This is a genomic window from Vibrio panuliri, from assembly GCF_009938205.1.
GTDB lineage: Bacteria > Pseudomonadota > Gammaproteobacteria > Enterobacterales > Vibrionaceae > Vibrio > Vibrio panuliri.
Genome location: NZ_AP019654.1, coordinates 215,502 through 237,827, shown reverse-complemented (window position 1 = coordinate 237,827; position 22,326 = coordinate 215,502). Strand labels below are relative to the sequence as shown.

Below are 22,326 nucleotides of genomic sequence, written 5' to 3'. Positions count from 1 at the left end.
CTTAACGCGATTACTTTAAGCGCGCTTGTGCCTGTTCAACCGCAAAAGCGACTTGTTCTGGTGCCACTCCACCTAGCGCATTACGTTTTGCCAAACAAGATTCGATTGTCAAAATCGCATACACATCTTCTTCAATCACGGGTGAAAAAGCCTTTAGCTCTTCCAATGACAACTCTTCGAGCGCGCTTCCCTTCTCTATCGCTCCTACGACCGCAACACCCACGATATGGTGCGCTTCGCGGAACGGAATACCTTTCGCCACCAAATAGTCGGCAAGTTCAGTGGCGTTAGCATAGCCTTGCTGAGCGGCTTCTAGCGTGCGCTCGCCGTTGACTTTAATACCATCAAAGCAAAGTGCTGCCATAGCTAAGCAATCGAACCAAGTATCGAGTGCATCAAATAGCCCCTCTTTGTCCTCTTGCATATCTTTGTTGTAAGCAAGAGGTAGCGCCTTAACCGTCATCATCATCCCAGCCAGCGAGCCATAGACACGACCTGTCTTACCACGAATCAGCTCCAAGGCATCTGGGTTTTTCTTTTGTGGCATCAATGAAGAGCCAGAAGTCACGGTATCAGCTAACTCGATAAAGTTTGCTTCACCTGAGTTGTAGAAAATCATATCTTCGGCTAAGCGAGAAAGATGCAACATTGAGATCGAAGCCACTGACATCAGCTCCATCACATGGTCGCGATCAGAAACAGAATCTAGCGAATTACGCGTCGCGCGAGCAAAACCTAGATTTTGCGCAATCAACTCGCGATCCATTGCGTAGGCAGTGCCAGCTAAAGCACCGGATCCCAGCGGACATGTGTTCAAACGCGCTATCGCATCTTTTAGGCGCGAATGGTCGCGTTCGAACATTTCGACATAAGCCAGGCACCAATGTGCAAATGTGACTGGTTGGGCACGCTGTAGATGGGTATAACCTGGCAGAACGGTGGTTTGGTGTGCTTGTGCCACATTCACCAATTGTTGCTGCAAACCTTCAAGTGCATTCAACAGCACTTCACCTTGTTCACGGCACCAAAGTTTAAGATCCGTCGCCACTTGATCGTTTCGCGATCGTCCCGTGTGAAGCTTTTTGCCTAAATCACCGACTTGCACAATCAATTGCTGCTCGACCCAAGAATGAATATCTTCGGCGTCTGAGCTTAGTATTTGCTGAGGGTTCTCTTCCACACTCAGTTTAAGCGTATTGAGAGCTTGTTCCAGTTGCTGCTGTTCTTCTTGGTTGAGAACACCAACTGTAACTAACGCTTTTGACCATGCGATTGAACCAACAATGTCTTGCACCGCTAGGCGATAATCAAAGCGAAGCGAGTCATTGAAGTCTTTAAAACGTGTATCTGCTGCTTGGGTAAATCTACCGCCCCATAGTGCCATTGCATCTCTCCTGATAATCAAAGGATCCAGCCAGAGCGCAATGGCTAGATCCTTAAGTCGGTCACATTACTCAGACTCCGCTGAGCTTATTCATTCTGGCAGGTTAAACTGCCGATTATTTTTTATTGGCTGCGTTTAGCGCTCTGATTCTGCTTGAAAGCGAGTAGAGGCGGATAAAGCCACCAGCATGGCTTTGGTCATACACTTCATCAGCGCCAAACGTAGCAAACTCTTCGCTGTACAAACTGTTGTCAGAACGTTTTTGTGTCACCGTTGCCTGACCTTTGTAAAGCTTAATCACCACTTCGCCATTAACATCTTGTGCCAGTTCTTCAGCAGCTGCTAACACAGATTTACACAGTGGCGTAAACCAACGACCATCGTATACAAGTTGCGCCGCTTTCACACCGAGCTCTTCACGAAACTCGAAAGAAGTTTTGTCGAGCACAAGTTGCTCCACGCCACGTAGCGCTTCCATGATGATGGTGCCTCCCGGAGTTTCATAACAACCACGAGACTTCATACCCACTAGACGGTTCTCAACGATATCAATACGACCAACACCGTGCTTTGCACCTTTGTCATTGAGATAAACCAATGCGTTGTAAGGCGTCATTGCTTCGCCGTCTACCGCGACAACTTCGCCTTTTTCAACTTTTAGTGTGACGTATTCTGCTTCATTTGGCGCTTGTTCTGGATCGACAGTCCAAGCCCAGCAATCTTCATTCGTTGGATTCCAAGTGTTCTCGAGCACGCCGCCTTCAGTTGATAGGTGCCATGCGTTAGCATCACGAGAGTAGATTTTTGTAATTGACGCTGAACAAGGGATATTACGCGCTTCGAGATAATCCAAGCACTCTTCACGGCTAACCAAATCCCATTCACGCCATGGAGCAATCACTTTAAGGTCCGGTGCTAGAGCGGCAAACGCACCTTCAAAACGAACTTGGTCGTTACCTTTACCAGTACAACCATGACAAAGCGCATCGGCGCCCACTTTACGTGCGATTTCCACTTGCGCTTTTGCAATGATTGGACGAGCCATTGAAGTACCTAGCAGATATTTACCTTCGTAACATGCACCCGTTTTTAGAGTTGGGTTGATATACTCAGCCACCATCTCTTCTTTTAAATCAACCACGTAGCATTCTGATGCACCAGAGGCGAGCGCTTTTTCTTCGATGCCATCCAGTTCATAAAAGCCTTGACCTACATCGGCAACAAATGCCACTACTTCGCAATCGTAGTTCTCTTTCAACCATGGAATAATCACTGAGGTATCGAGACCACCAGAGTAAGCTACAACTACTTTGTTTACGTTTACTTTGCTCATTTTCACTCTCCGAGCCTAAGCGTTTAACGGCCTAGGTACTAATCCTTGTTATTACTTTCTAAACGAATGTTTTACTGCGGCAGAAATTGCGTGCCGATGCTCTTGCCAGCAAAAAGCTGGGCTAATTTTTCTGGGTAGCGCCAAGTGGCCACTTCGATTGGGCGACCAAGGTCATTTGCCGCTTCTAGAGCCGCCTTAACCTTAACGATCATGCCGTCAGTGATCACTTGACCTTCAATAAGTTGATAGGCTTTAGTCTCATCTAGGCTTTTGATTAAGTTACCTTTACCATCCAATACGCCGCTTACATCAGAGAGCAGAACCAGTTCCGCATCCAATGCCCCTGCGACTGCAACTGCCGCTTGGTCGGCATTGACGTTCATCATTTGACCGTCATTAGTCAAACCAATTGAACTGATGATAGGTAACGCCCCCGTCGCCAAGATGGCTTGTAACACAGCAGGATTACCAGGTGATGCTTTGCCGACAGCGCCAAGCTCTGGGTCTAATTCTTCTATATGGCACAATCCGCCATCAGCTAAACTCAAACCCACCGCATTTAAACCATCTTTGATCGCTTGTCCTTGCAATTGCTTGTTCGCCGTCCCCGCCAACGCGCCTGCAATCACACCGATTTGATCATAAGGTGTCACACGTAAGCCCTGCTTTTTGACCGTAGGCAACTGTAACTGCTTCATCAAATCGTCCACTAAGTACCCGCCGCCATGCACAATCACAATCGGACGCAATGCTTGAACTTGATAGTTAGCAATCGCACCAAATACTTGGCTTAGGGTATTAGTACACGACAACGCCGCGCCGCCCAGTTTGATCACTAATGGATGTTGTGTGTTATCTGTCATAACTGCTCCTTGATATGACTGATTAAATCAGTGCCGTAAGCTCAGGGTATCCATAATGGATGTTGAGACACTGCATCGCTTGACTCGATGCACCTTTTAGTAAGTTATCAATCACTGCGCAAACAATGATGTGTTCGCCTTGAACTTGCCAGCCAATATCACAGAAAGGAGTAAACTGGACATTTTGCAACTTCGGCATCCCATCAACTAAGCGCACTAGAGGCTTATCTTGATATGCGCAAGTCAATGCTTTGGCTACTTGGTCTGAACTTGTACCAGCGGTCAATTTCATTGTGATGGTGGCGAGAATGCCACGTTTAAAATCCGCTAAGTGCGGGGTAAAAATAACGTCGCAACCTAGGTGGGTGGCAATTTCCGGCTGGTGACGATGAGCAAAGACACCATAAGGTTGTAAGCTCACTTCACATAAACTGTTGGCTAACGTTGCCTTACGACCTGCGCCAGAAGCACCACTGGTGGCATTAATCACTGGCCACTGATTGGTATCAATTAAGCCTGCAGCAAGCAAAGGTTTAATCGCCAACTGCGATGCCGTTGGATAACAACCAGGAACCGCAATCAATTGGCTTTGCTTGATATCCTCACTCGCCCATTCCGCAAGTCCGTAAGCAGCGTTGTCTAGCCATTGTTCATGCTGATGCTCAAAACCATAAAACGATGGGTAGAAGCCATTCTTTTTGACCCGAAATGCTCCAGACAGGTCAAAAACTTGGCAACCGTGCTCAAGGAGTATAGGGGCTAAGTCGTGGCTCACTTCATGCGCTGTTGCGAGAAAAACCACATCTGCATTTTTGGCTACTGCTTCGATATCCACCAAAGGCTGAACACAGTCGTCCACCAAACCAGACAGCTTCCCGTGTAATGCTGAAAGCGGCGTTCCCGCATCTGCACTGTTGGCGGAAACATATAAACCTGATAGCGTAAGCTCTGGGTGTTTGTACACCATCAGCGCAAGCTCTGCTCCGGTATAGCCAGTGGCACCAATGATGGTCGTTTTTAGCATCGTAGACATCCATATCATCTGTAGTTGGTCACGCTTAGTCGGCAGAGCCGTGTGACTAAAAAACTATTTAAACTGCTTTTTAATGATTTTTTATTCATTAAAAATGATTTAATATGTGTTTTACCTTCTTAGTTAACATCTGTCAACAGGGAATCGAAGATAATATGCAACTACCTAGCTTTATTGAGGTCTATCGCGGCCTAATCTCTACCTCTTCAATTAGCTCATCTGATCCAAGTTGGGATGAGGGTAATCAGCAGGTTATAGACAAACTTGCCACCTGGTTGAAAGATCTCGATTTTTCGGTGGATGTAATCCAAGCAGCGCCAGGAAAGTACAACCTAGTGGCCAAAAAAGGCCACGGCGAAGGTGGACTGCTTTTGGCTGGACACAGTGATACCGTGCCATTTGACCAAGGCCGCTGGAATTTCGAACCCCATGCCCTAACGGAAGCAAACAATCGTTTCTATGGCTTAGGTACTGCAGACATGAAAGGCTTTTTTGCCTTTATCATTGAAGCGGTAAAGAAGGTAGATTGGAGTAAACAAACCAAACCCCTCTATATTTTGGCGACCTGTGACGAAGAAACCACCATGCTAGGGGCGCGCCACTTTACCGACAATACGCCGATCAAGCCGGATTACTGTATTATTGGTGAACCCACCAGCTTGGTTCCTGTGCGCGGCCACAAAGGCCATGTGGCGAATGCGGTGCGGGTAACAGGCAAATCAGGTCACTCTTCCGATCCCGGATTGGGGGTTAATGCAATCGAGATCATGCACGAAGTGTTATTTGCCTTGATGAAATTGCGTGACAAGTTAATTAAAGAGTATCACCACCCAGGTTTTGCTATTCCCAACCCAACCTTGAACCTAGGTCATATCCATGGTGGTGACAGTGCTAATCGCATTTGCGGCTGCTGTGAATTGCACTACGATGTCCGCCCCTTACCGGGAATCAGCCTCGATGGTTTGGACAATATGTTGCGCGCTGCATTGCAAGAGGTACAAGCTAAGTGGCCAGGACGAATTGCGATTACTCCTCTGCACGATCCTGTACCCGGATTTGAATGCCAACATGACCACCCTTTTGTTCATGGTGTTGAGCAGCTTTGCCAAACCCCTTCTGAAACCGTCAACTACTGCACTGAAGCGCCATTTTTAAGTCAGCTCTGCCCGACCCTAGTGCTAGGCCCCGGCTCGATTGAGCAAGCTCATCAGCCAGATGAGTTTTTGGCGTTTGAGTTTATCGATCCCACCATCAATATTCTTTCCAAGTCGATTTACCAATACTGCTTCGACTAGATGACTGGGCAAAGATGGCAAGCGATAAGACCATTGCTTTTCCTTCACATCGCGACTAAAGCCCAATAGGGAGAGAGAATAAAACAGTCTAAAGTGGTTAAAAAAAGAGCGAATCTGTAATAAAATTTCAGTAATTTAGGCAAAATAAACCATATAGTTCGAATTAAACTAATTAACGCCATTTGTGCAAAATTAGCTGGCACTATTTGACGGTTGGCGATATTTTTAGCTAGATTGTCTATCGACAAGGAACAATGGATGTAATTTTTTTACAAGGCAGGATGATAATGAACGAGAAATACTCTGCTCTACGTAGTAATGTGAGCATGTTGGGTCACTTGCTCGGTAATACTATCAAGGATGCACATGGAGACGTGATTCTTGAGAAAGTAGAAACCATACGTAAGCTTTCTAAATCTGCACGCTCTGGTAACCAAGCAGACCGCGAACATCTTATCGAAGAAATTAAGAGCTTACCAAATGAGCAACTTACCCCTGTTGCTCACGCTTTTAACCAGTTTCTCAATCTGACCAATATGGCAGAGCAATACCACACTATTTCACGTCACTGTGATGCGCACGTTTGTGAACCTGATGCGATTAACACGCTGTTTTCCAAACTAAGCCAGCACAAGGTGAGCAAACTGGATACGGCTCAAGCCGTCCGCGACCTAAACATTGAACTGGTTCTGACTGCCCATCCTACAGAAATTACTCGCCGTACCATGATCAACAAGTTGGTCAAGATTAACGAGTGTTTATCGAAACTAGAACTTAGCGACCTGTCGGTCAAAGAACGCCAAAAAACCGAACGTCGTTTAGAGCAACTGATTGCGCAAGGTTGGCACTCAGATACGATTCGCCAACAACGTCCAACACCTCTTGATGAAGCGAAATGGGGCTTTGCCGTAGTCGAAAATTCTCTGTGGGAAGCCGTCCCTGAATTTCTACGCGAGTTAGATGGCAAGCTTGAAGCCTATCTTGGTGAAGCACTGCCAATTGACGCTGCGCCGGTGCACTTCTCATCTTGGATGGGCGGAGACCGCGATGGCAACCCATTTGTTACTCACACCATCACACGTGAAGTACTGCTGCTATCCCGTTGGAAAGCTGCCGATCTCTATTTGGGTGACATCAACGAACTGGTCAGCGAACTGTCGATGACTCGCAGCAATGACGAAGTACGCGCCTTAGCTGGCGAAGATGAGCATGAACCTTATCGAGCGATTCTGAAATCACTGCGTAAACTGCTTAACGAAACGAAAGATATCCTTGATGCCAAGATTCAAGGTCAAAAACTCGCAGTTAAAGCGCCATTGCAGCATGCAGATCAGCTTTGGAAGCCACTACTAGCTTGTTACAAGTCGCTACATGAGTGCGGCATGGGTGTGATTGCCGATGGCTCACTACTTGATACTCTGCGCCGCGTTAAAGCATTTGGCGTCCATCTTGTGCGTCTTGATATTCGTCAGGAAAGCACGCGCCATTCAGAGGTGATCTCTGAGCTAACACGCTACCTTGGTTTAGGAGACTACGACCAGTGGAGCGAGCAAGACAAAATCTCGTTCCTAACTCAAGAACTGAGCTCCAAGCGTCCCCTGCTACCACGTGATTGGCAACCATCAGCACCAGTACAAGAAGTGTTAGATACGTGCCGCATTATCGCAGCACAACCACGCGACTCTTTTGGTGCCTACGTCATTTCAATGGCTCGCACAGCCTCAGATGTTCTAGCCGTGCACCTCTTGCTGCAAGAAGCGGGTTGCCCTTACCGCATGGATGTGTGTCCACTGTTTGAAACGCTTGATGACCTTAACAACGCAGAAGCCGTGATTAAGCAGCTAATGGGCATCGACCTATACCGTGGCTTTATTCAAAATCATCAAATGGTGATGATTGGCTATTCTGATTCAGCCAAAGATGCTGGAGTTATGTCAGCAGGTTGGGCGCAATACCATGCGATGGAATCGCTGGTTAAAGTAGCGGATGAGGAAGGCGTTGATTTAACACTGTTCCACGGACGTGGTGGTACTATCGGTCGTGGTGGTGCCCCTGCACATGCGGCATTGCTCTCTCAGCCACCAAAAAGTTTGAAAGGCGGCTTACGCGTTACAGAGCAAGGTGAGATGATCCGCTTCAAGCTTGGTTTACCTGATGTTGCCGTCAATAGCTTCAATATGTACGCCAGTGCGATTCTAGAAGCAAACTTACTGCCGCCACCAGAGCCGAAGAAAGATTGGCGCGATTTGATGAACGTTTTGTCAGAAGTCAGCTGCGAGGCTTACCGTGGTATCGTGCGCGGTGAACCAGACTTTGTTCCTTACTTCCGTCAAGCTACCCCTGAACTAGAACTGGGTAAACTCCCATTGGGTTCTCGCCCATCAAAACGTAATCCAAACGGTGGGGTTGAAAGTTTACGTGCTATTCCATGGATCTTCTCATGGAGCCAAAACCGCCTGATTCTGCCTGCTTGGTTAGGCGCGGGTGAAGCAATTCAGTATTCCATCGACCGAGGTCATCAAGAGCTGCTAGAAGAGATGTGCCGTGAATGGCCATTCTTCTCTACACGCCTTGGTATGCTTGAGATGGTGTACTCAAAATGTAACATCGCTATTTCACGCTACTACGATGAACGCTTAGCCGATCCAGAACTGTTACCACTGGGCGATCGCCTACGTGAACAGTTGCAAAAGGACATCAAAACCGTCCTGAATGTTGAGAACAACGAAAACCTTATGCAGAGCGATCCTTGGGGGCAAGAATCAATCCGTCTGCGTAATATCTACATTGAACCTCTCAACATGCTTCAAGCTGAGTTGCTCTATCGTACGCGCTTAGTCGACGAACCTTCTCCTGAGCTAGAAGAAGCCTTAATGGTGACCATCGCGGGCATTGCGGCGGGTATGCGCAATACTGGCTAACAATTCTGTATTTAACCGCATAAAGACCGCTTTTTTAGCGGTCTTTTTTTATCTCCACGCGATAAATCACTAGTGATTCAAATCACACCCAGCCCAAGACAAGCAATAGAAAATATCATTCTTGAGACAATAAAAACCAGAACAGCAGCATAAAATTCGAGATTAAAGATTTATTGAGCGTTTTGTCAGTTTTTTATTCAGTTCAACGCATCTATTCCACTTTATGCTTATTATTTAGATATAATATCGCTCCCCTGCGAAACACATAAAATATACAGTTCGCAGTCTCGGTAGCCACTACCGAGCTAGGTGAATAACGGCTTTTTTAAGGTGACATGACCAACTTTGTTGGTACTGCCCTCATCGACATAACACACGTGCCTTTAGAAGCACATTTAGATGTTGGCAGTTGATTTGAGTTTATTGACCATTTGGATTGAAGACATGTCATTACCACACGTAATTCTTACAGTTCTTAGCACTCGCGATGCAACTGGATACGACATCACCAAAGAGTTTTCTGCTACTATCGGATACTTCTGGAAAGCGAGCCACCAACAGGTTTATCGCGAGCTAAACAAGATGGCACAAAACCAGCTTGTGACTTGTGTACTAGAACCTCAAGAGGGTAAACCCGATCGTAAAGTTTACTCGATTACTGACGCGGGGCGTGTAGCGCTCGGTGAATGGTTCGACCAACCAACTGCGCACCCAACTGTACGCGATGAGTTCTCTGCCAAACTAATGGCGTGCTCAGTGCAACCTTCTGCGCCGTTCAAAGACCAACTCGCCACGCTAGTAGAAGAGTCTCGCAAGTTAGTAGAGCACTACAAAGAAATCGAAAACGCCTACTACTCAAACACAGCAACTTTAGATAAACAACAGCGTTTAGAGCGCTTAACTCTTCGTCGTAACCTATTGATCCGCCAAGCATGGATTGAATGGGCAGACGAAGTTTTGGCTGAACTAGAAGCGCTAGCTTAATCATTTGCAAACACAACAAGATTAACCTGTGCAGACGGGTATAAACAAAAAGGTTGGCATTCGCCAACCTTTTTTGTATTTCTACTCTCGGTCATTCCGCCACTGTAGCTAGATGCCATCACCATGGACAAACTTCTGTGATTTGCCGTTAAATTGCTGATCCATATCGAGCGATGGCTTATCGGTTTGTGGGCGACCAACGACTTTAGCCGGAATACCCGCAACCGTGGTATGCGGTGGAACTTCTTGCAGTACCACCGAGCAAGAGGCAATCTTTGCTCCAACCCCAACTTCAATGTTGCCAAGGATCTTCGCCCCTGCACCAATCATCACACCCTCGCGGATTTTTGGATGGCGATCACCACTTTCTTTACCCGTACCGCCTAGCGTCACATCTTGCAGAATCGAGACGTCATTCTCTACCACCGCCGTTTCACCGATAACAATACCAGTTGCATGATCGAGCATGATGGCGCGACCAATGCGAGCCGCAGGGTGAATATCCACTTGGCACGCCACTGAAATTTGGTTTTGCAGGTAAGTCGCTAACGCCACTCGACCTTGCTTCCATAACCAGTTTGCCACGCGGTAGCCTTGCAGAGCATGATAGCCTTTCAAATAAAGCAGTGGGATGGAATACATTGAAACCGCAGGATCGCGATTGACTGTCGCACAAATATCACATGCAGCAGCCTCGGTAATACTTGGGTCTGCGGCAAATGCCTCTTCAACCACTTCCCTCACCGCCATGGCAGGCATCGATACCGTTTCAAGCTTATTAGCGAGAATATAGCTCAACGCAGCACATAGGCTGTCATGCTTAATGATGGTTGCATGATAAAAACTCGCCAGCATCGGCTCTTGTTCAGACTGCTCTCGAGCTTCCTGAACTATCGTCCGCCAAATCTGTTTTTTTTCGCAATGCTTCATATTGATAGAACCTTTCTAAATAACCGACTTCCTTGTTAAGACCGATGCCTTTTGTTGTTCTGCTTACTGGCTATCGAATTATGCTTCCGCTTTTTTATCGCGCGCTAACAGATCTTTGGCTGCCTCGCGTGCATCTTTGTTTTGATACAATACTTGATAGATTTGGTCAACAATTGGCATCTCAACTCCCATACGCTGGGCTAGCATCCACACTTCCTTGGTATTGCGGTAACCTTCTACCACTTGACCAATTTCTTGTTGCGCTGTATCGACATCCTTCCCTTGACCTAATGCCAAACCAAAACGACGGTTGCGCGATTGATTATCCGTACAGGTTAGTACAAGGTCACCCAAACCCGCCATACCCATAAAGGTTTCCGTTTGCGCCCCAAGAGCGGCGCCAAGACGGCACATTTCCGCCAAACCGCGAGTAATTAATGCCGTACGCGCATTGGCACCAAACCCAATACCATCAGACATACCAGCACCAATCGCGATAACATTTTTCACCGCGCCACCGAGCTGCATACCCGTAAAGTCACTATTGGCGTAAACACGGAAAGTTTTGCTGCAGTGGATCTTCTCTTGTAGATCCGCCACAAACTGCGCGTCAGGTGAAGCCACTGAAATCGCCGTTGGCATCCCCATCGCCAGTTCTTTGGCAAAGGTAGGACCAGACAACACCGCTAATGAGTAGCTTTCACCAAGAATATCGTGTGCGACCTCTTTCAATAAACGTCCCGTCTCTGGCTCTAACCCTTTGGTTGCCCAACAGATACGTGAATCTGGACGCAAGTGAGGTTTCACGCTACCGAGCACAATACCAAACACATGGCTTGGTACAACCACCAGCAAGTCACGACTTGCTTGCACTGCTTTTTCTAGGTCTGACTCAACAATCAAAGAGTCAGGGAAATCAATACCCGGTAAAAACTCTTGGTTTGCACGATCGGCTTCCAGCTTCGCCATATGCTCAGGCTCATGTCCCCAAATCACCACATTGGCGCCATTACGAGCGAGAGAGATAGCCAGTGAGGTACCGTAAGAGCCAGCACCTAAAACCGTCATTGTTACCTCTTTCCCGTAGGCATTATTGATGTTTGAAATTGTCATTGGTCCGCCTGTTCAATGTAGATTGAGTTGTTATACCAAAGCCGCTTAGATGATTAAGCAAGGCTTGAGTATCGCGACTCGGCCTAAAACAAAAAATGCACAATGCATGCTGTTAACTCGATGCCTTGTGCATTTTAATTGCTATCTTGCCAATTAACAAAAAACGTTAATTATGCTTCCGCTTGACCTTCGCCTTGCTGCGCTTGCTGTTGTAGGTAGTTCATAAACAGAGCGTCAAAGTTAACTGGTGCAAGGTTTAGCTGCGGGAAAGTACCTTTCATAACTAGGCTAGAAATCGTTTCACGTGCATAAGGGAACAGGATGTTCGGACAGAAAGCACCTAGACAGTGTGCAAGCTGGCCTGCTTCCATGTTCTCAGCAGTAAAGATACCACCTTGCTGTACTTCACATAGGAATGCAGTCTCTTCTGCATTTTTCACTGTCGTCGTCAGACGAAGAACCACTTCGTAAACACCTTCGCCTAGTTCGCGGCTTTGAGTATCCAGATCCAGCTTCACTTCTGGGTTCCATTCTTTTTGGAACATTTCTGGTGAGTTTGGCGCTTCAAATGAAACATCTTTTAGGAAGATGCGTTGAATAACGAAGTTTTGCGCTTCTTGTGGTGCTGCTTCAGCCATTGTTGAATCCTTTATTCCTTAATTTCAGATACTGCTTGAGACTAACGGAGAGATGGATTTCACTCTAATCACACGCTCAAATTCGTGTCAGTGTTCACATCTCTCTTGCTCAAACGCTGATTAATTGGTCAGCGTCGCTTGCAATGATCACTTTTTACCGCGAACTAGCGGCAGGTTTGCTTCGCTCCAAGTGATTAGACCGTTCTTAAGAACGAACACTTGCTCAAAGCCTGCTTTCGCTAGCAGGTTAGCACTCTCTTGCGCGGTTTGACCTGTTTTACATACCACAATAATTGGGTCTGCTTTGCGATTTTCAAGGCTACCGAAGTTACCAGCTTTGATATCCGACGGTAAAACGTGAAGTGCTTCGGTAATATGACCTTTTTTGAACTCATCTTTGGTTCGGATATCGATTACCACGCCATTTTCACGATTGATCTTGTGTGTTGTATCACTGGCAGTGATCTCTTTGTATGCTGCAGTTGATGTTTTTACGATATTCATGATAAGCGCAACCAAAAGGCCAACCCAAACCACAGACAGAATCATATTCTCTTGGAAAAACGCGATGTACTCTTGCATATCCTGTGCTCTTGTATAAATAAGAGGGGCAAAATCGGTCGCCCCAGTTTCAAATTCAGATTGGGAGTATAGCGGGGTTGCCTGCTCTAGGCGAGTACCGAACAGAAAGAATCGGAGATCACTACCACGCTTTACTGCAATATTTTATTCCGCATTAAGCGTTTGGAAACGGAAACGCAGTCACTTGATCAATATGCTCGCAATCAAGCGCTAACATGATTAAGCGATCCACACCCAGTGCGACACCAGCACATTCTGGTAACCCAGACTTTAATGCCTCAATCAAATGGAAATCTATCGGCTGAGGAGACAGCCCCATCTCCGTACGTTTGGCATTATCTTGCTCAAAGCGACTCAATTGCTCAGTTGGGTTATCCAACTCATGGAAACCATTTGCCAACTCAATTCCTTTAAAATAAACCTCAAAGCGATCTGCAACGCGTGCATCATTTGGGTTAATCTTGGCAAGGGCTGCTTGGCTCGCCGGAAAATCATAAACAAACGCAGGCACCTGTTGGCCGATTTTCGCTTCTACGCCCACGCTAAACAGTAGCTGCAGTAAAGTATCGCGGTCTTGCTCTGGTTCGGCGATATCACTTAACCCTAACTTAGCCGCGGTAAGCTTAAGCTCTTGCATCGACCCCTCAAGTGGGCACACGCCTAATACTCGCATAAACGCCTGCTGATAGGTCATACGCTCGGCCTGTCCAACCTTGAGCACAAGTTGCAGCAAGTCATCCATTTCATCCATCAATTTATGATGGTCAAAGCCTACGCGGTACCACTCCAACATAGTGAACTCTGGATTGTGGAAGCGGCCATTTTCTTCATTACGAAACGCTTTGTTGATTTGATAAATGCAACCACTCCCTGCTGCCAGTAGACGTTTCATATGGAACTCTGGACTGGTCATTAAAAACAGCTTACTTCCTTGCGCATAACCTGGTCCGACGAAATCCGTTTGGAAGGTATGAAGATGAATGTCCGTTACCGTTGCGTGACTCATTGCAGGCGTGTCTACTTCCAACACATTGCGCGCAGAGAAGAATCCACGAATAGTGCTGATTACCTCAGCACGTTGTTTAAGCAGTGCTATTGATGCCGTTGGCTGCCAACTCATTTTGCTACCTTGTCTATCAAACCAATTTGTCGTCGGCGAACATATCACTTTTATTGCCTTTGGCAAGTGTTGCTCACCAAGCCCACCCACAGCATTTCACTAACGCCTTGATAAACCATAGCTAGCAGCACGACAAACTCCCCGTTACCGCCTTGTAACACTCGGCAAACTCGCACGTTTCCTGCGCCATTAAGTGCCGTGATAAGCCTCACATATCCTATAAATTGTATGCCCTTGAGTTCATTTCCGGAATAAAAGCCGGATCAAATCAATTTTTAGCCCCTATCCCTCTTTTACACTGCTTAATAACACTTTTGGGTCATGTGTAGCACGTTCTTAATAAGCTAGAAAGTAACCAACTGCACATACTCTCTTACTATAACAAAGCGGCTTAATACCGAATCAACTTGGAATGACTGGTAGGCAACAAACGAGCGAAATCTCTGCTCATAGACTTACTATGTAATGAGGTTTACTTGAGCTTGTCATCACCACTGTCAATTTAAGCGGAGCAGGTCGGCTGCACTTACACACTGGAGGATAACTGTGCAAACTATCATCACAGATATCGCAGTCATCGGCGCTGGCGGCGCTGGTCTTCGTACTGCTATTGCAGCGGCAGAAGCTAACCCTGACTTGGAAGTCGCCCTGATTTCAAAAGTTTACCCTATGCGTTCTCACACGGTCGCGGCAGAGGGTGGCTCAGCGGCAGTTATCAAGGATGAAGATAGCCTAGACAATCACTTCAACGACACCGTTGGTGGTGGTGATTGGCTATGTGAACAGGATGTGGTGGAATATTTCGTCGAGAATGCTACGCGCGAAATGATCCAAATGGAGCAATGGGGCTGCCCTTGGAGCCGCAAAGATAATGGTGAAGTCAATGTTCGCCGCTTTGGTGGTATGAAGGTTGAACGCACTTGGTTTGCAGCCGACAAAACTGGCTTCCACATGCTACATACTCTTTTCCAGACCTCAATGAAGTACCAAAACATCAAACGTTTTGACGAATACTTTGTGGTTGACCTATTGGTTGACGAGGGTGAAGTGCAAGGCTTGGTTGCGATTCATATGGCAGAAGGTGAACTGGTTACGATTAAAGCGAAGTCTGTCGTACTGGCGACAGGTGGTGCTGGACGCGTTTACCACTGTAATACCAACGGCGGTATCGTAACGGGTGACGGTATGGCGATGGCATATCGCCACGGTGTACCACTGCGTGATATGGAGTTTGTTCAATACCACCCAACAGGTCTGCCTGGCACAGGTATTTTGATGACCGAAGGTTGTCGTGGTGAAGGCGGTATTATTGTCAACAAAAATGGCTACCGCTACCTGCAAGATTACGGTATGGGGCCAGAAACTCCGGTCGGTCAACCAAAGAACAAGTACATGGAACTGGGTCCACGTGACAAAGTTTCACAAGCATTCTGGCACGAGCAACAAAAAGGCAACACCATTAAGCACCCTCTAGGAGACGTGGTACACCTTGATCTCCGCCACCTTGGCGAAGAGTACTTACAAGAGCGTCTACCGTTTATTTGTGAGTTAGCCAAAGCTTACGTTAACGTCGACCCAGCCAAAGAGCCAATTCCTATTCGTCCAACCGTACACTACACCATGGGCGGTATCGAAACTAACGGTCAATGTGAAACGCGCATTAAAGGCCTATTTGCCGTGGGTGAATGTGCTTCCGTTGGTCTCCATGGCGCTAACCGCCTAGGTTCAAATTCACTGGCAGAGTTTGTGGTATTTGGCCGCGTTGCTGGTGAACATGCCGTACAACGCGCAGCAGAGTTTAAAGGCTGGAATGAAGAGTCTATCGCGACACAAGTAAAAGCGGTCGAAGAACGCATTGCCGAATTGATGAACCAAGAAGGCGATGAAAACTGGGCAGATATCCGCACTGAAATGGGTCATACCATGGAAGCGGGTTGTGGTATCTACCGTCAAGAAGACCTGATGCAGGCAACGATTGAAAAAATCACTGAACTGAAAGCGCGCTACAAAAAAATCGGCATTAAAGACAAAGGTAAAGTATTCAATACTGACTTACTGTATGCGATTGAAGTGGGCTACGGGCTTGAAGTGGCAGAAGCGATGGTTCACTCAGCGATTCTGCGTAAAGAGTCTCGCGGAGCTCACCAACGTCTTGACGATGGTTGCACCGAGCGTGATGACGTCAACTTCCTCAAGCATACTCTGGCTTTCTACCAAACTGATGCGGCACCAAGTATCGACTACAGCAATGTAACGATTACTAAGTCACAGCCAAAAGCGCGCTTGTACGGCGAAGCGGCAGAAAAAGCAGCAGCAGAAGAGAAAGCTAAAAGCGAAGAACAAAGCGCAGAGGAGCAAGCATAATGTCAGCAAATCGCATTCAAAAAATAGACATCCTGCGTTATGACCCAGAAAAAGACGCTGAGCCTTACTTCCAAACCTTTGAAGTACCATTTGATGAAACCATGTCGGTACTCGATGCGCTGGGCTATGTAAAAGATCACCTAGATAAAGACCTGACTTACCGTTGGTCTTGTCGTATGGCGATTTGTGGCTCTTGTGGCATCATGGTTAACGGCGTACCGAAACTCGCTTGTAAGAGTTTCCTGCGTGATTACGTTGATGGCGTTAAGATTGAACCGCTCGCTAACTTCCCAATCGAAAAAGATCTGATTGTGGATATGACGCCATTTATCGAACGCTTGGAAGCCATCAAACCTTACATTATCGGTAACGACCGTACGCCGGAAGATGGTACTAACCTACAAACCCCAGAGCAAATGGCGAAATACAAGCAGTTTGCTGGCTGTATCAACTGTGGCCTGTGTTACGCAGCGTGTCCGCAATTTGGTCTAAATCCTGAGTTTATTGGCCCTGCGGCACTAACGCTAGCCCACCGCTACAACCTCGATAGCCGTGATAATGGCAAATCAGAACGTATGGCGCTGATCAACGGTCAAAACGGCGCTTGGGGCTGTACCTTTGTTGGTTACTGTTCAGAAGTTTGTCCGAAGAACGTTGACCCAGCAGCGGCAGTAAACCAAGGCAAAGTTGAGTCTTCAATGGACTTTGTCATTGCGATGCTTAAGCCAGATGGCAAACCAGTGAAAGAGGGAGCTTAATATGAGTAACCGTAAACCTTATGTACGTGAGATGAAACGTACTTGGTGGCAAAGTAGCCCTTTCTACCGTTTCTACATGCTACGTGAAGCGACGGTACTGCCATTAATCTTGTTCACGCTGTTCCTAACCTTTGGTTTAGGTGCATTGGTGAAAGGGCCTGAAGCTTGGCAAGGTTGGCTAGACTTTATGGCTAACCCTATCGTCGTGGCGATCAACATCGTTGCGCTAGCTGGCAGTCTGCTGCATGCACAAACTTTCTTCAGCATGATGCCACAAGTGATGCCAATCCGTATCAAAGGCAAATTACTGGATAAAAAGCTGATTGTGCTTGGTCAATGGGCAGCAGTTGCATTTATTTCTCTTGTTGTGCTGATCATCGTTTAAGGAGCCGAAGTTATGAAACCAAACTATAAAGTTGACCGCGCTCCAGCTCGTTCTGATGAGCCAATTTGGTGGAGTCTATTTGGTGCTGGTGGTACGTGGTTTGCGATGATCACCCCAATCACAGTATTGGTGCTCGGTATCCTTGCTCCACTTGGTATCATTGATGCTGAAGCACTAAGTTACGAACGTGTGGCAGAGTTCGCGACCAGTATTATTGGTGCTCTATTTATTATCGGCACACTGGCACTACCGATGTGGCATGCGATGCACCGCTTGCACCACGGTATGCACGATCTAAAAATCCACGCAGGTGTGGTAGGTAAAGTTGCGTGCTATGCGTTTGCTGGTCTTATTTCAGCACTATCAGTGATCTTTATCTTTATGATCTAACCTGATACCCGCAAGCTTAAACGAAAAAATCCCCCATTAATTGGGGGATTTTTGTATCGGGTCAACAACGCTACGAAAGCAGCCCTTGTTCTCTCGCCATTTGCTGAGCAATCTTTGGCGCATTCCACAATGACGGTAGAATAATAAACGAGGTCGGGACAGCCGTAATCACGATAAAAGATTGCAACGCCGAGATGCCACCATCCCCCATCGAGATCAATACGATCGCCACGGTTCCCATCACCAAGCCCCAAAATGCACGTATCAGTGCGTTGGGTTGGCTGTTACCTGTCATCACCACACTGATTGTGTAAGTCATCGAGTCACCAGTCGTGACAATAAATGTCGTGGTTAATATCAAGAACAAGATCGAGATCAGCATAGGGAAAGGTAATTGCTGAGTAATTGCCAACAGCGCACCTGGTAAGTTGAATCCTTCAAACCCCGCTTGAATACTGCCAGGGTTCGTCAACTCAAACGCTAAGCCACTGCCACCAACAATGCTAAACCAAAAACAGGTAATCAGTGGCGCGGCAATGCTGATCGCCAGAATCAACTGACGAACGGTTCGACCACGAGAAATACGAGCGATAAAGATCGCCATCATTGGAGCGTAGCCGATAAACCATCCCCAGAAAAATACCGTCCACCAACTCAGCCATCCAGTATCGCCACGATACAACGCCATTGGTACAAAGTTGTCGACCATGCGCCCTACCCCTTGGATATAACCATCGACAATAAAGCTCGTTGGACCGGCAAAAAGAATGAACACCACCAACGCCAATGACAGCAGAATATTGTAACGACTTACCAGTTGAATACCTCGACTCAGACCACTCAGTGCCGATAAGGTGTAGCAAGCCATTGCTAACACAACCACTAAAGTTTGTGTTTCAAATTGATCAGGCAAACCAAACAATGCATTTAGTGCATAACTGATCTGCAAACCTAAAAAACCTATCGGTCCAATCGTGCCCGCGGCGACCGCAATAATACTCAGCGCATCAATGGTGTCACCAAGCCAGCCATAAATAGCTCGTTGACCAAATACAGGGTAAAGCAACGTACGAGGTTTAAGAGGTAGCCCTCTGTCATAATGCAAGTGCATTAATACTATTGATGATAGACAGCCAAGAATCGCCCACGCTAAGAAACCCCAGTGGAGAAAAGACTGTGACAATGCATTGATGGCGGCGTCGCGTAAACCAATCGAACTATCGTTGCTGCTATAAAATGGAGGAGCAGAGACAAAATGGGCAATCGGCTCAGCTGCGGCCCAAAATACACCGCCTCCCGCGAGCAGTGTGCAAAGGACTATCGATAACCATTTCGACGTTTCCATCTCAGGTTTCGCTAATCCGCCCAAACGTACATAGCCAGTTTGACCAAGTGCGATAAACAAACCAATCACAAAATTGGCAAACAGAAGGATTTGCCAGTAGCCACCAAACCACCGCGTTGCATAATGAAAGCCCGTATTGACCATCGTCGTCAAAAGCTCTGTATCCACAATCGCAAGCAGTACAAAAATAGAGAGAAAAGTGCCACTTAACCATAGCACGGGATTAGACAGCTCCAACTGGGAGCGGATAGAAGGTTTACTCGTTTGAGTAAATGATGAAGATGAATACTCACCTTCAGAAACGCAGGAAAGTCCTGCCGCCAAAGTGCCTTTAGACATGGAGTCTCGCTTTTATTGGCCCGTATTATCGGGTTAGGCGTATTTCCCTCACAACTCATCCAGAGCGTGAGAACGATCACAAAGGCGACGTATCATACAGATACTTTTATTAAATTGCACACCAACTGCTTATCACTTGTTCTAACTAAGCCTTTAAATTACTTATAGTTTGCTACATAAGCCCTTAATATGCGGTCAGTTTCTCTGAGTTAAATATTTGTATAAAAAATATCATCTCGGCTGTGGCGGCTATGCGGATTTTGATGTTTTTTATGGGTGTGGATGCATTTTAAAACGAGAAATGACCGGTTATTTATCACACCAACTCCTCACGCTAACAAAAGACGAAGAGTTAGCTTCCCTATCAGCTAAAAGTAAAAAGCCCCACCAAATGGCGGGGCGATATACATTGAATCTAGCACTTAATAGCCAACTGGGCCACAAGCACTACAGCTTCATTCAGCAAAGATTAAAGGATAAAACGGCTTAGATCTTCATCTTCAACAAACTCACCTAAACGTTCTTTCACGTAGGCCGCGTCAATGACCATCTTGCTGCCCGACTTATCGGTTGCTTCAAATGAAATCTCATCCATCAAACGCTCCATCACTGTATGTAGGCGACGGGCACCAATATTTTCAGTGGTTTCGTTAACTGTCCAAGCGGCTTCTGCGATTTGCACAATACCATCTTCAGTAAACTCAATATCCACTTCTTCGGTCTTCATCAGCGCAATATACTGCTCGGTTAGTGACGCTTTTGGTTCGGTAAGAATACGTTTGAAGTCATGGCTTGAAAGGGCTTCAAGCTCAACGCGAATCGGTAGGCGACCTTGCAGTTCAGGAATTAGATCTGATGGCTTGGCAACCTGGAAAGCGCCCGACGTAATAAAGAGAATATGGTCAGTTTTAACCATTCCGTGCTTGGTGGATACCGTGCTACCTTCAATCAGAGGCAGCAAGTCACGCTGTACACCTTCTCGTGACACATCAGGACCAGAGCTTTCACCACGTTTACAGATCTTATCGATTTCATCGATAAAGACGATACCATGGTTTTCGACGTTATAGATCGCCTGCTCTTTTAGCTCTTCCTGATTAACCAGTTTCGCAGCTTCTTCTTCCGTCAGTGCTTTTAAAGCATCTTTGATTTTCAGCTTACGTTTTTTCTTGGTATCACCTGCAAGATTAGAGAACATGCTTTGCAGTTGGTTGGTCATCTCTTCCATACCAGGAGGCGCCATGATCTCCACACCCATTTGTGGTGCTGCTACATCGATTTCAATTTCTTTATCGTCAAGCTGACCTTCACGCAATTTTTTACGGAAAATTTGGCGGGTATTCGAGCTGCTCTCTTCTTGCTGCTGATTTTGCCCCCACGCATCACGTGCTGGTGGTAACAGTGCATCAAGTACACGCTCTTCGGCTTGCTCTTCGGCACGGAAGGTTACTTTTTCCATCGCTTGTTGGTGAGTCATCTTAATGGAAACATCCGTAAGATCGCGAATGATGGTTTCCACTTCCTTACCCACATAACCCACTTCCGTGAACTTAGTCGCTTCCACTTTAATAAATGGCGCATTGGCTAACTTAGCAAGACGGCGGGCAATTTCGGTTTTACCCACACCCGTAGGACCAATCATCAAAATGTTTTTGGGCGTCACTTCTGCACGCAAACTTTCTTCAAGCTGCATACGACGCCAGCGGTTGCGCAGTGCAATCGCCACTGAGCGCTTTGCTTTATCTTGACCAATGATGTGGCGGTTCAGTTCATGAACAATTTCACGAGGAGTCATTTCAGACATAATCAAATTCCTTTATTTTTCGACACTATTTTTCGTTTTGCTCAGCACTTAGTGCCGCTGGAATTTCTAGTTCTTCAATAGTGTGATGATGGTTGGTGAACACACAGATATCACCGGCAATAGTCAGTGCCTTTTCCGCGATTTCACGTGCATCCAACTCAGTATTTTCGAGCAGTGCAGTGGCTGCTGCTTGTGCAAAGTTGCCACCTGAACCAATCGCAATCAAGTCATGCTCGGGTTGTACTACATCGCCGTTACCCGTGATGATAAGTGATGCGGTTTCATCAGCAACAGCAAGTAAGGCTTCGAGTTTACGTAATGCGCGATCACTACGCCAATCTTTGGCTAGCTCTACCGCCGCTTTGGTCAGGTGACCTTGATGCATTTGTAGCTTACTTTCAAAACGCTCAAATAGAGTAAACGCATCAGCAGTACCACCAGCAAAACCCGCCAATACTTTGCCGTTGTATAAACGACGCACTTTGCGAGCATTACCTTTCATTACAGTATTGCCTAGTGATACTTGTCCGTCACCCGCGATGACAACTTTGTTATTTCGACGTACAGATACAATGGTAGTCACGAGTAGAGCCTCTTATTTTTTAAATTTGCTTCTAAATAGATATATGAGGATAGGCAAGAGAGAATTCAAGGGAACGGAAATATTGCCATTAACAATAAAATAGATGTTGTGACAAACAGAAGATGTACAATAAACAGAGTTAACGGCTTTTTGAAAGGACAA

Annotated in this window: 18 protein-coding genes and 1 pseudogene; 7 read left to right on the top strand and 12 right to left on the bottom strand. The window is 46.6% G+C overall.

Going from position 1 to position 22,326, the window contains the following annotated elements; all coding sequences use genetic code 11:
* Positions 1-16: 16 nt before the first annotated feature.
* From argH to argC, 4 genes and pseudogenes are all read right to left on the bottom strand, one after another.
* A pseudogene (argH, locus tag GZK95_RS01090) lies at positions 17-1,384 on the bottom strand (argininosuccinate lyase); the annotation flags it as partial.
* A 115-nt stretch (positions 1,385-1,499) separates the two neighbouring features.
* The gene (locus GZK95_RS01085) at positions 1,500-2,717 is read right to left on the bottom strand and encodes an argininosuccinate synthase (protein WP_075711205.1); all 1,218 of its coding nucleotides are present in this window, start codon (positions 2,715-2,717) and stop codon (positions 1,500-1,502) included.
* 71 nt (positions 2,718-2,788) lie between these two features.
* Positions 2,789-3,580 (bottom strand): acetylglutamate kinase, encoded by a 792-nt coding sequence (gene argB, locus GZK95_RS01080; protein WP_075714655.1) that lies wholly within the window; start codon positions 3,578-3,580, stop codon positions 2,789-2,791.
* Positions 3,581-3,602: 22 nt separating this feature from the next.
* Positions 3,603-4,604, bottom strand: a complete 1,002-nt coding sequence (gene argC, locus GZK95_RS01075) for an N-acetyl-gamma-glutamyl-phosphate reductase (RefSeq protein WP_075714653.1) — start codon at positions 4,602-4,604, stop codon at positions 3,603-3,605.
* 164 nt (positions 4,605-4,768) lie between these two features.
* On the opposite strand from argC, the gene argE reads away from it, so the two are divergent.
* The 3 genes from argE to GZK95_RS01060 all read left to right on the top strand — a co-directional run bounded on the left by argE (position 4,769) and on the right by GZK95_RS01060 (position 9,813).
* The gene (argE, locus tag GZK95_RS01070) at positions 4,769-5,908 is read left to right on the top strand and encodes an acetylornithine deacetylase (RefSeq protein ID WP_075711341.1); all 1,140 of its coding nucleotides are present in this window, start codon (positions 4,769-4,771) and stop codon (positions 5,906-5,908) included.
* 287 nt (positions 5,909-6,195) lie between these two features.
* Entirely contained in the window at positions 6,196-8,829 is a 2,634-nt protein-coding gene (gene ppc, locus GZK95_RS01065; RefSeq protein WP_075714659.1) for a phosphoenolpyruvate carboxylase, read from the top strand.
* 444 nt (positions 8,830-9,273) lie between these two features.
* On the top strand, positions 9,274-9,813 hold the full coding sequence (locus tag GZK95_RS01060) for a PadR family transcriptional regulator (RefSeq protein WP_075711337.1): 540 nt from the start codon (positions 9,274-9,276) through the stop codon (positions 9,811-9,813).
* Positions 9,814-9,921: 108 nt separating this feature from the next.
* On the opposite strand, the gene cysE is transcribed toward GZK95_RS01060, so the two are convergent.
* The 5 genes from cysE to epmA form a co-directional block, all read right to left on the bottom strand.
* A complete protein-coding gene (cysE, locus tag GZK95_RS01055; RefSeq protein WP_075714651.1) occupies positions 9,922-10,743 on the bottom strand; it encodes a serine O-acetyltransferase in 822 nt (273 codons plus the stop codon).
* 78 nt (positions 10,744-10,821) lie between these two features.
* Positions 10,822-11,856 (bottom strand): NAD(P)H-dependent glycerol-3-phosphate dehydrogenase, encoded by a 1,035-nt coding sequence (gene gpsA / locus GZK95_RS01050; protein WP_075711197.1) that lies wholly within the window; start codon positions 11,854-11,856, stop codon positions 10,822-10,824.
* A 170-nt stretch (positions 11,857-12,026) separates the two neighbouring features.
* Positions 12,027-12,494 (bottom strand): protein-export chaperone SecB, encoded by a 468-nt coding sequence (gene secB / locus GZK95_RS01045; protein ID WP_075711195.1) that lies wholly within the window; start codon positions 12,492-12,494, stop codon positions 12,027-12,029.
* Positions 12,495-12,641: 147 nt separating this feature from the next.
* Positions 12,642-13,076 carry a rhodanese-like domain-containing protein gene (locus tag GZK95_RS01040; RefSeq protein WP_075714649.1) on the bottom strand — a complete coding sequence of 145 codons (435 nt, stop codon included), beginning with the start codon at positions 13,074-13,076 and terminating at the stop codon, positions 12,642-12,644.
* 154 nt (positions 13,077-13,230) lie between these two features.
* The gene (epmA, locus tag GZK95_RS01035) at positions 13,231-14,196 is read right to left on the bottom strand and encodes an elongation factor P--(R)-beta-lysine ligase (RefSeq protein ID WP_075714647.1); all 966 of its coding nucleotides are present in this window, start codon (positions 14,194-14,196) and stop codon (positions 13,231-13,233) included.
* Between the two features lie 546 nt (positions 14,197-14,742).
* Between epmA and frdA the strand changes: the two genes are divergently transcribed.
* From frdA to frdD, 4 genes are read left to right on the top strand one after another with little or no spacing between them, the layout of a single operon-like run.
* A complete protein-coding gene (gene frdA, locus GZK95_RS01030; protein WP_075714645.1) occupies positions 14,743-16,560 on the top strand; it encodes a fumarate reductase (quinol) flavoprotein subunit in 1,818 nt (605 codons plus the stop codon).
* The gene (locus GZK95_RS01025) at positions 16,560-17,318 is read left to right on the top strand and encodes a succinate dehydrogenase/fumarate reductase iron-sulfur subunit (RefSeq protein ID WP_075711189.1); all 759 of its coding nucleotides are present in this window, start codon (positions 16,560-16,562) and stop codon (positions 17,316-17,318) included. The genes frdA and GZK95_RS01025 overlap by 1 nt, the downstream gene beginning before the upstream one ends.
* A gap of 1 nt (position 17,319) precedes the next feature.
* Positions 17,320-17,703, top strand: coding sequence for a fumarate reductase subunit FrdC (frdC, locus tag GZK95_RS01020; protein WP_075711187.1), 384 nt, complete (start codon positions 17,320-17,322; stop codon positions 17,701-17,703).
* 12 nt (positions 17,704-17,715) lie between these two features.
* The gene (frdD, locus tag GZK95_RS01015; protein ID WP_075714643.1) at positions 17,716-18,093 is read left to right on the top strand and encodes a fumarate reductase subunit FrdD; all 378 of its coding nucleotides are present in this window, start codon (positions 17,716-17,718) and stop codon (positions 18,091-18,093) included.
* Positions 18,094-18,163: 70 nt separating this feature from the next.
* Here the strand turns inward: frdD and GZK95_RS01010 are convergent, their stop codons facing one another.
* The 3 genes from GZK95_RS01010 to hslV all read right to left on the bottom strand — a co-directional run bounded on the left by GZK95_RS01010 (position 18,164) and on the right by hslV (position 22,164).
* Positions 18,164-19,777, bottom strand: a complete 1,614-nt coding sequence (locus tag GZK95_RS01010; protein ID WP_075714641.1) for a BCCT family transporter — start codon at positions 19,775-19,777, stop codon at positions 18,164-18,166.
* 469 nt (positions 19,778-20,246) lie between these two features.
* Positions 20,247-21,581, bottom strand: coding sequence for an HslU--HslV peptidase ATPase subunit (gene hslU, locus GZK95_RS01005; protein ID WP_075711181.1), 1,335 nt, complete (start codon positions 21,579-21,581; stop codon positions 20,247-20,249).
* Between the two features lie 25 nt (positions 21,582-21,606).
* Positions 21,607-22,164 carry an ATP-dependent protease subunit HslV gene (gene hslV / locus GZK95_RS01000; RefSeq protein ID WP_075711179.1) on the bottom strand — a complete coding sequence of 186 codons (558 nt, stop codon included), beginning with the start codon at positions 22,162-22,164 and terminating at the stop codon, positions 21,607-21,609.
* Positions 22,165-22,326: the final 162 nt, after the last annotated feature.

Bases quoted from the DNA above. Each gene is read 5' to 3' on its own strand.
- GZK95_RS01085 (WP_075711205.1), bottom strand. From the start codon at position 2,717: ATGAGCAAAGTAAACGTAAACAAAGTAGTTGTAGCTTACTCTGGTGGT.
- argB (WP_075714655.1), bottom strand. From the start codon at position 3,580: ATGACAGATAACACACAACATCCATTAGTGATCAAACTGGGCGGCGCG.
- argC (WP_075714653.1), bottom strand. From the start codon at position 4,604: ATGCTAAAAACGACCATCATTGGTGCCACTGGCTATACCGGAGCAGAG.
- argE (WP_075711341.1), top strand. From the start codon at position 4,769: ATGCAACTACCTAGCTTTATTGAGGTCTATCGCGGCCTAATCTCTACC.
- ppc (WP_075714659.1), top strand. From the start codon at position 6,196: ATGAACGAGAAATACTCTGCTCTACGTAGTAATGTGAGCATGTTGGGT.
- GZK95_RS01060 (WP_075711337.1), top strand. From the start codon at position 9,274: ATGTCATTACCACACGTAATTCTTACAGTTCTTAGCACTCGCGATGCA.
- cysE (WP_075714651.1), bottom strand. From the start codon at position 10,743: ATGAAGCATTGCGAAAAAAAACAGATTTGGCGGACGATAGTTCAGGAA.
- gpsA (WP_075711197.1), bottom strand. From the start codon at position 11,856: ATGACAATTTCAAACATCAATAATGCCTACGGGAAAGAGGTAACAATG.
- secB (WP_075711195.1), bottom strand. From the start codon at position 12,494: ATGGCTGAAGCAGCACCACAAGAAGCGCAAAACTTCGTTATTCAACGC.
- GZK95_RS01040 (WP_075714649.1), bottom strand. From the start codon at position 13,076: ATGCAAGAGTACATCGCGTTTTTCCAAGAGAATATGATTCTGTCTGTG.
- epmA (WP_075714647.1), bottom strand. From the start codon at position 14,196: ATGAGTTGGCAGCCAACGGCATCAATAGCACTGCTTAAACAACGTGCT.
- GZK95_RS01025 (WP_075711189.1), top strand. From the start codon at position 16,560: ATGTCAGCAAATCGCATTCAAAAAATAGACATCCTGCGTTATGACCCA.
- frdC (WP_075711187.1), top strand. From the start codon at position 17,320: ATGAGTAACCGTAAACCTTATGTACGTGAGATGAAACGTACTTGGTGG.
- frdD (WP_075714643.1), top strand. From the start codon at position 17,716: ATGAAACCAAACTATAAAGTTGACCGCGCTCCAGCTCGTTCTGATGAG.
- GZK95_RS01010 (WP_075714641.1), bottom strand. From the start codon at position 19,777: ATGTCTAAAGGCACTTTGGCGGCAGGACTTTCCTGCGTTTCTGAAGGT.
- hslU (WP_075711181.1), bottom strand. From the start codon at position 21,581: ATGTCTGAAATGACTCCTCGTGAAATTGTTCATGAACTGAACCGCCAC.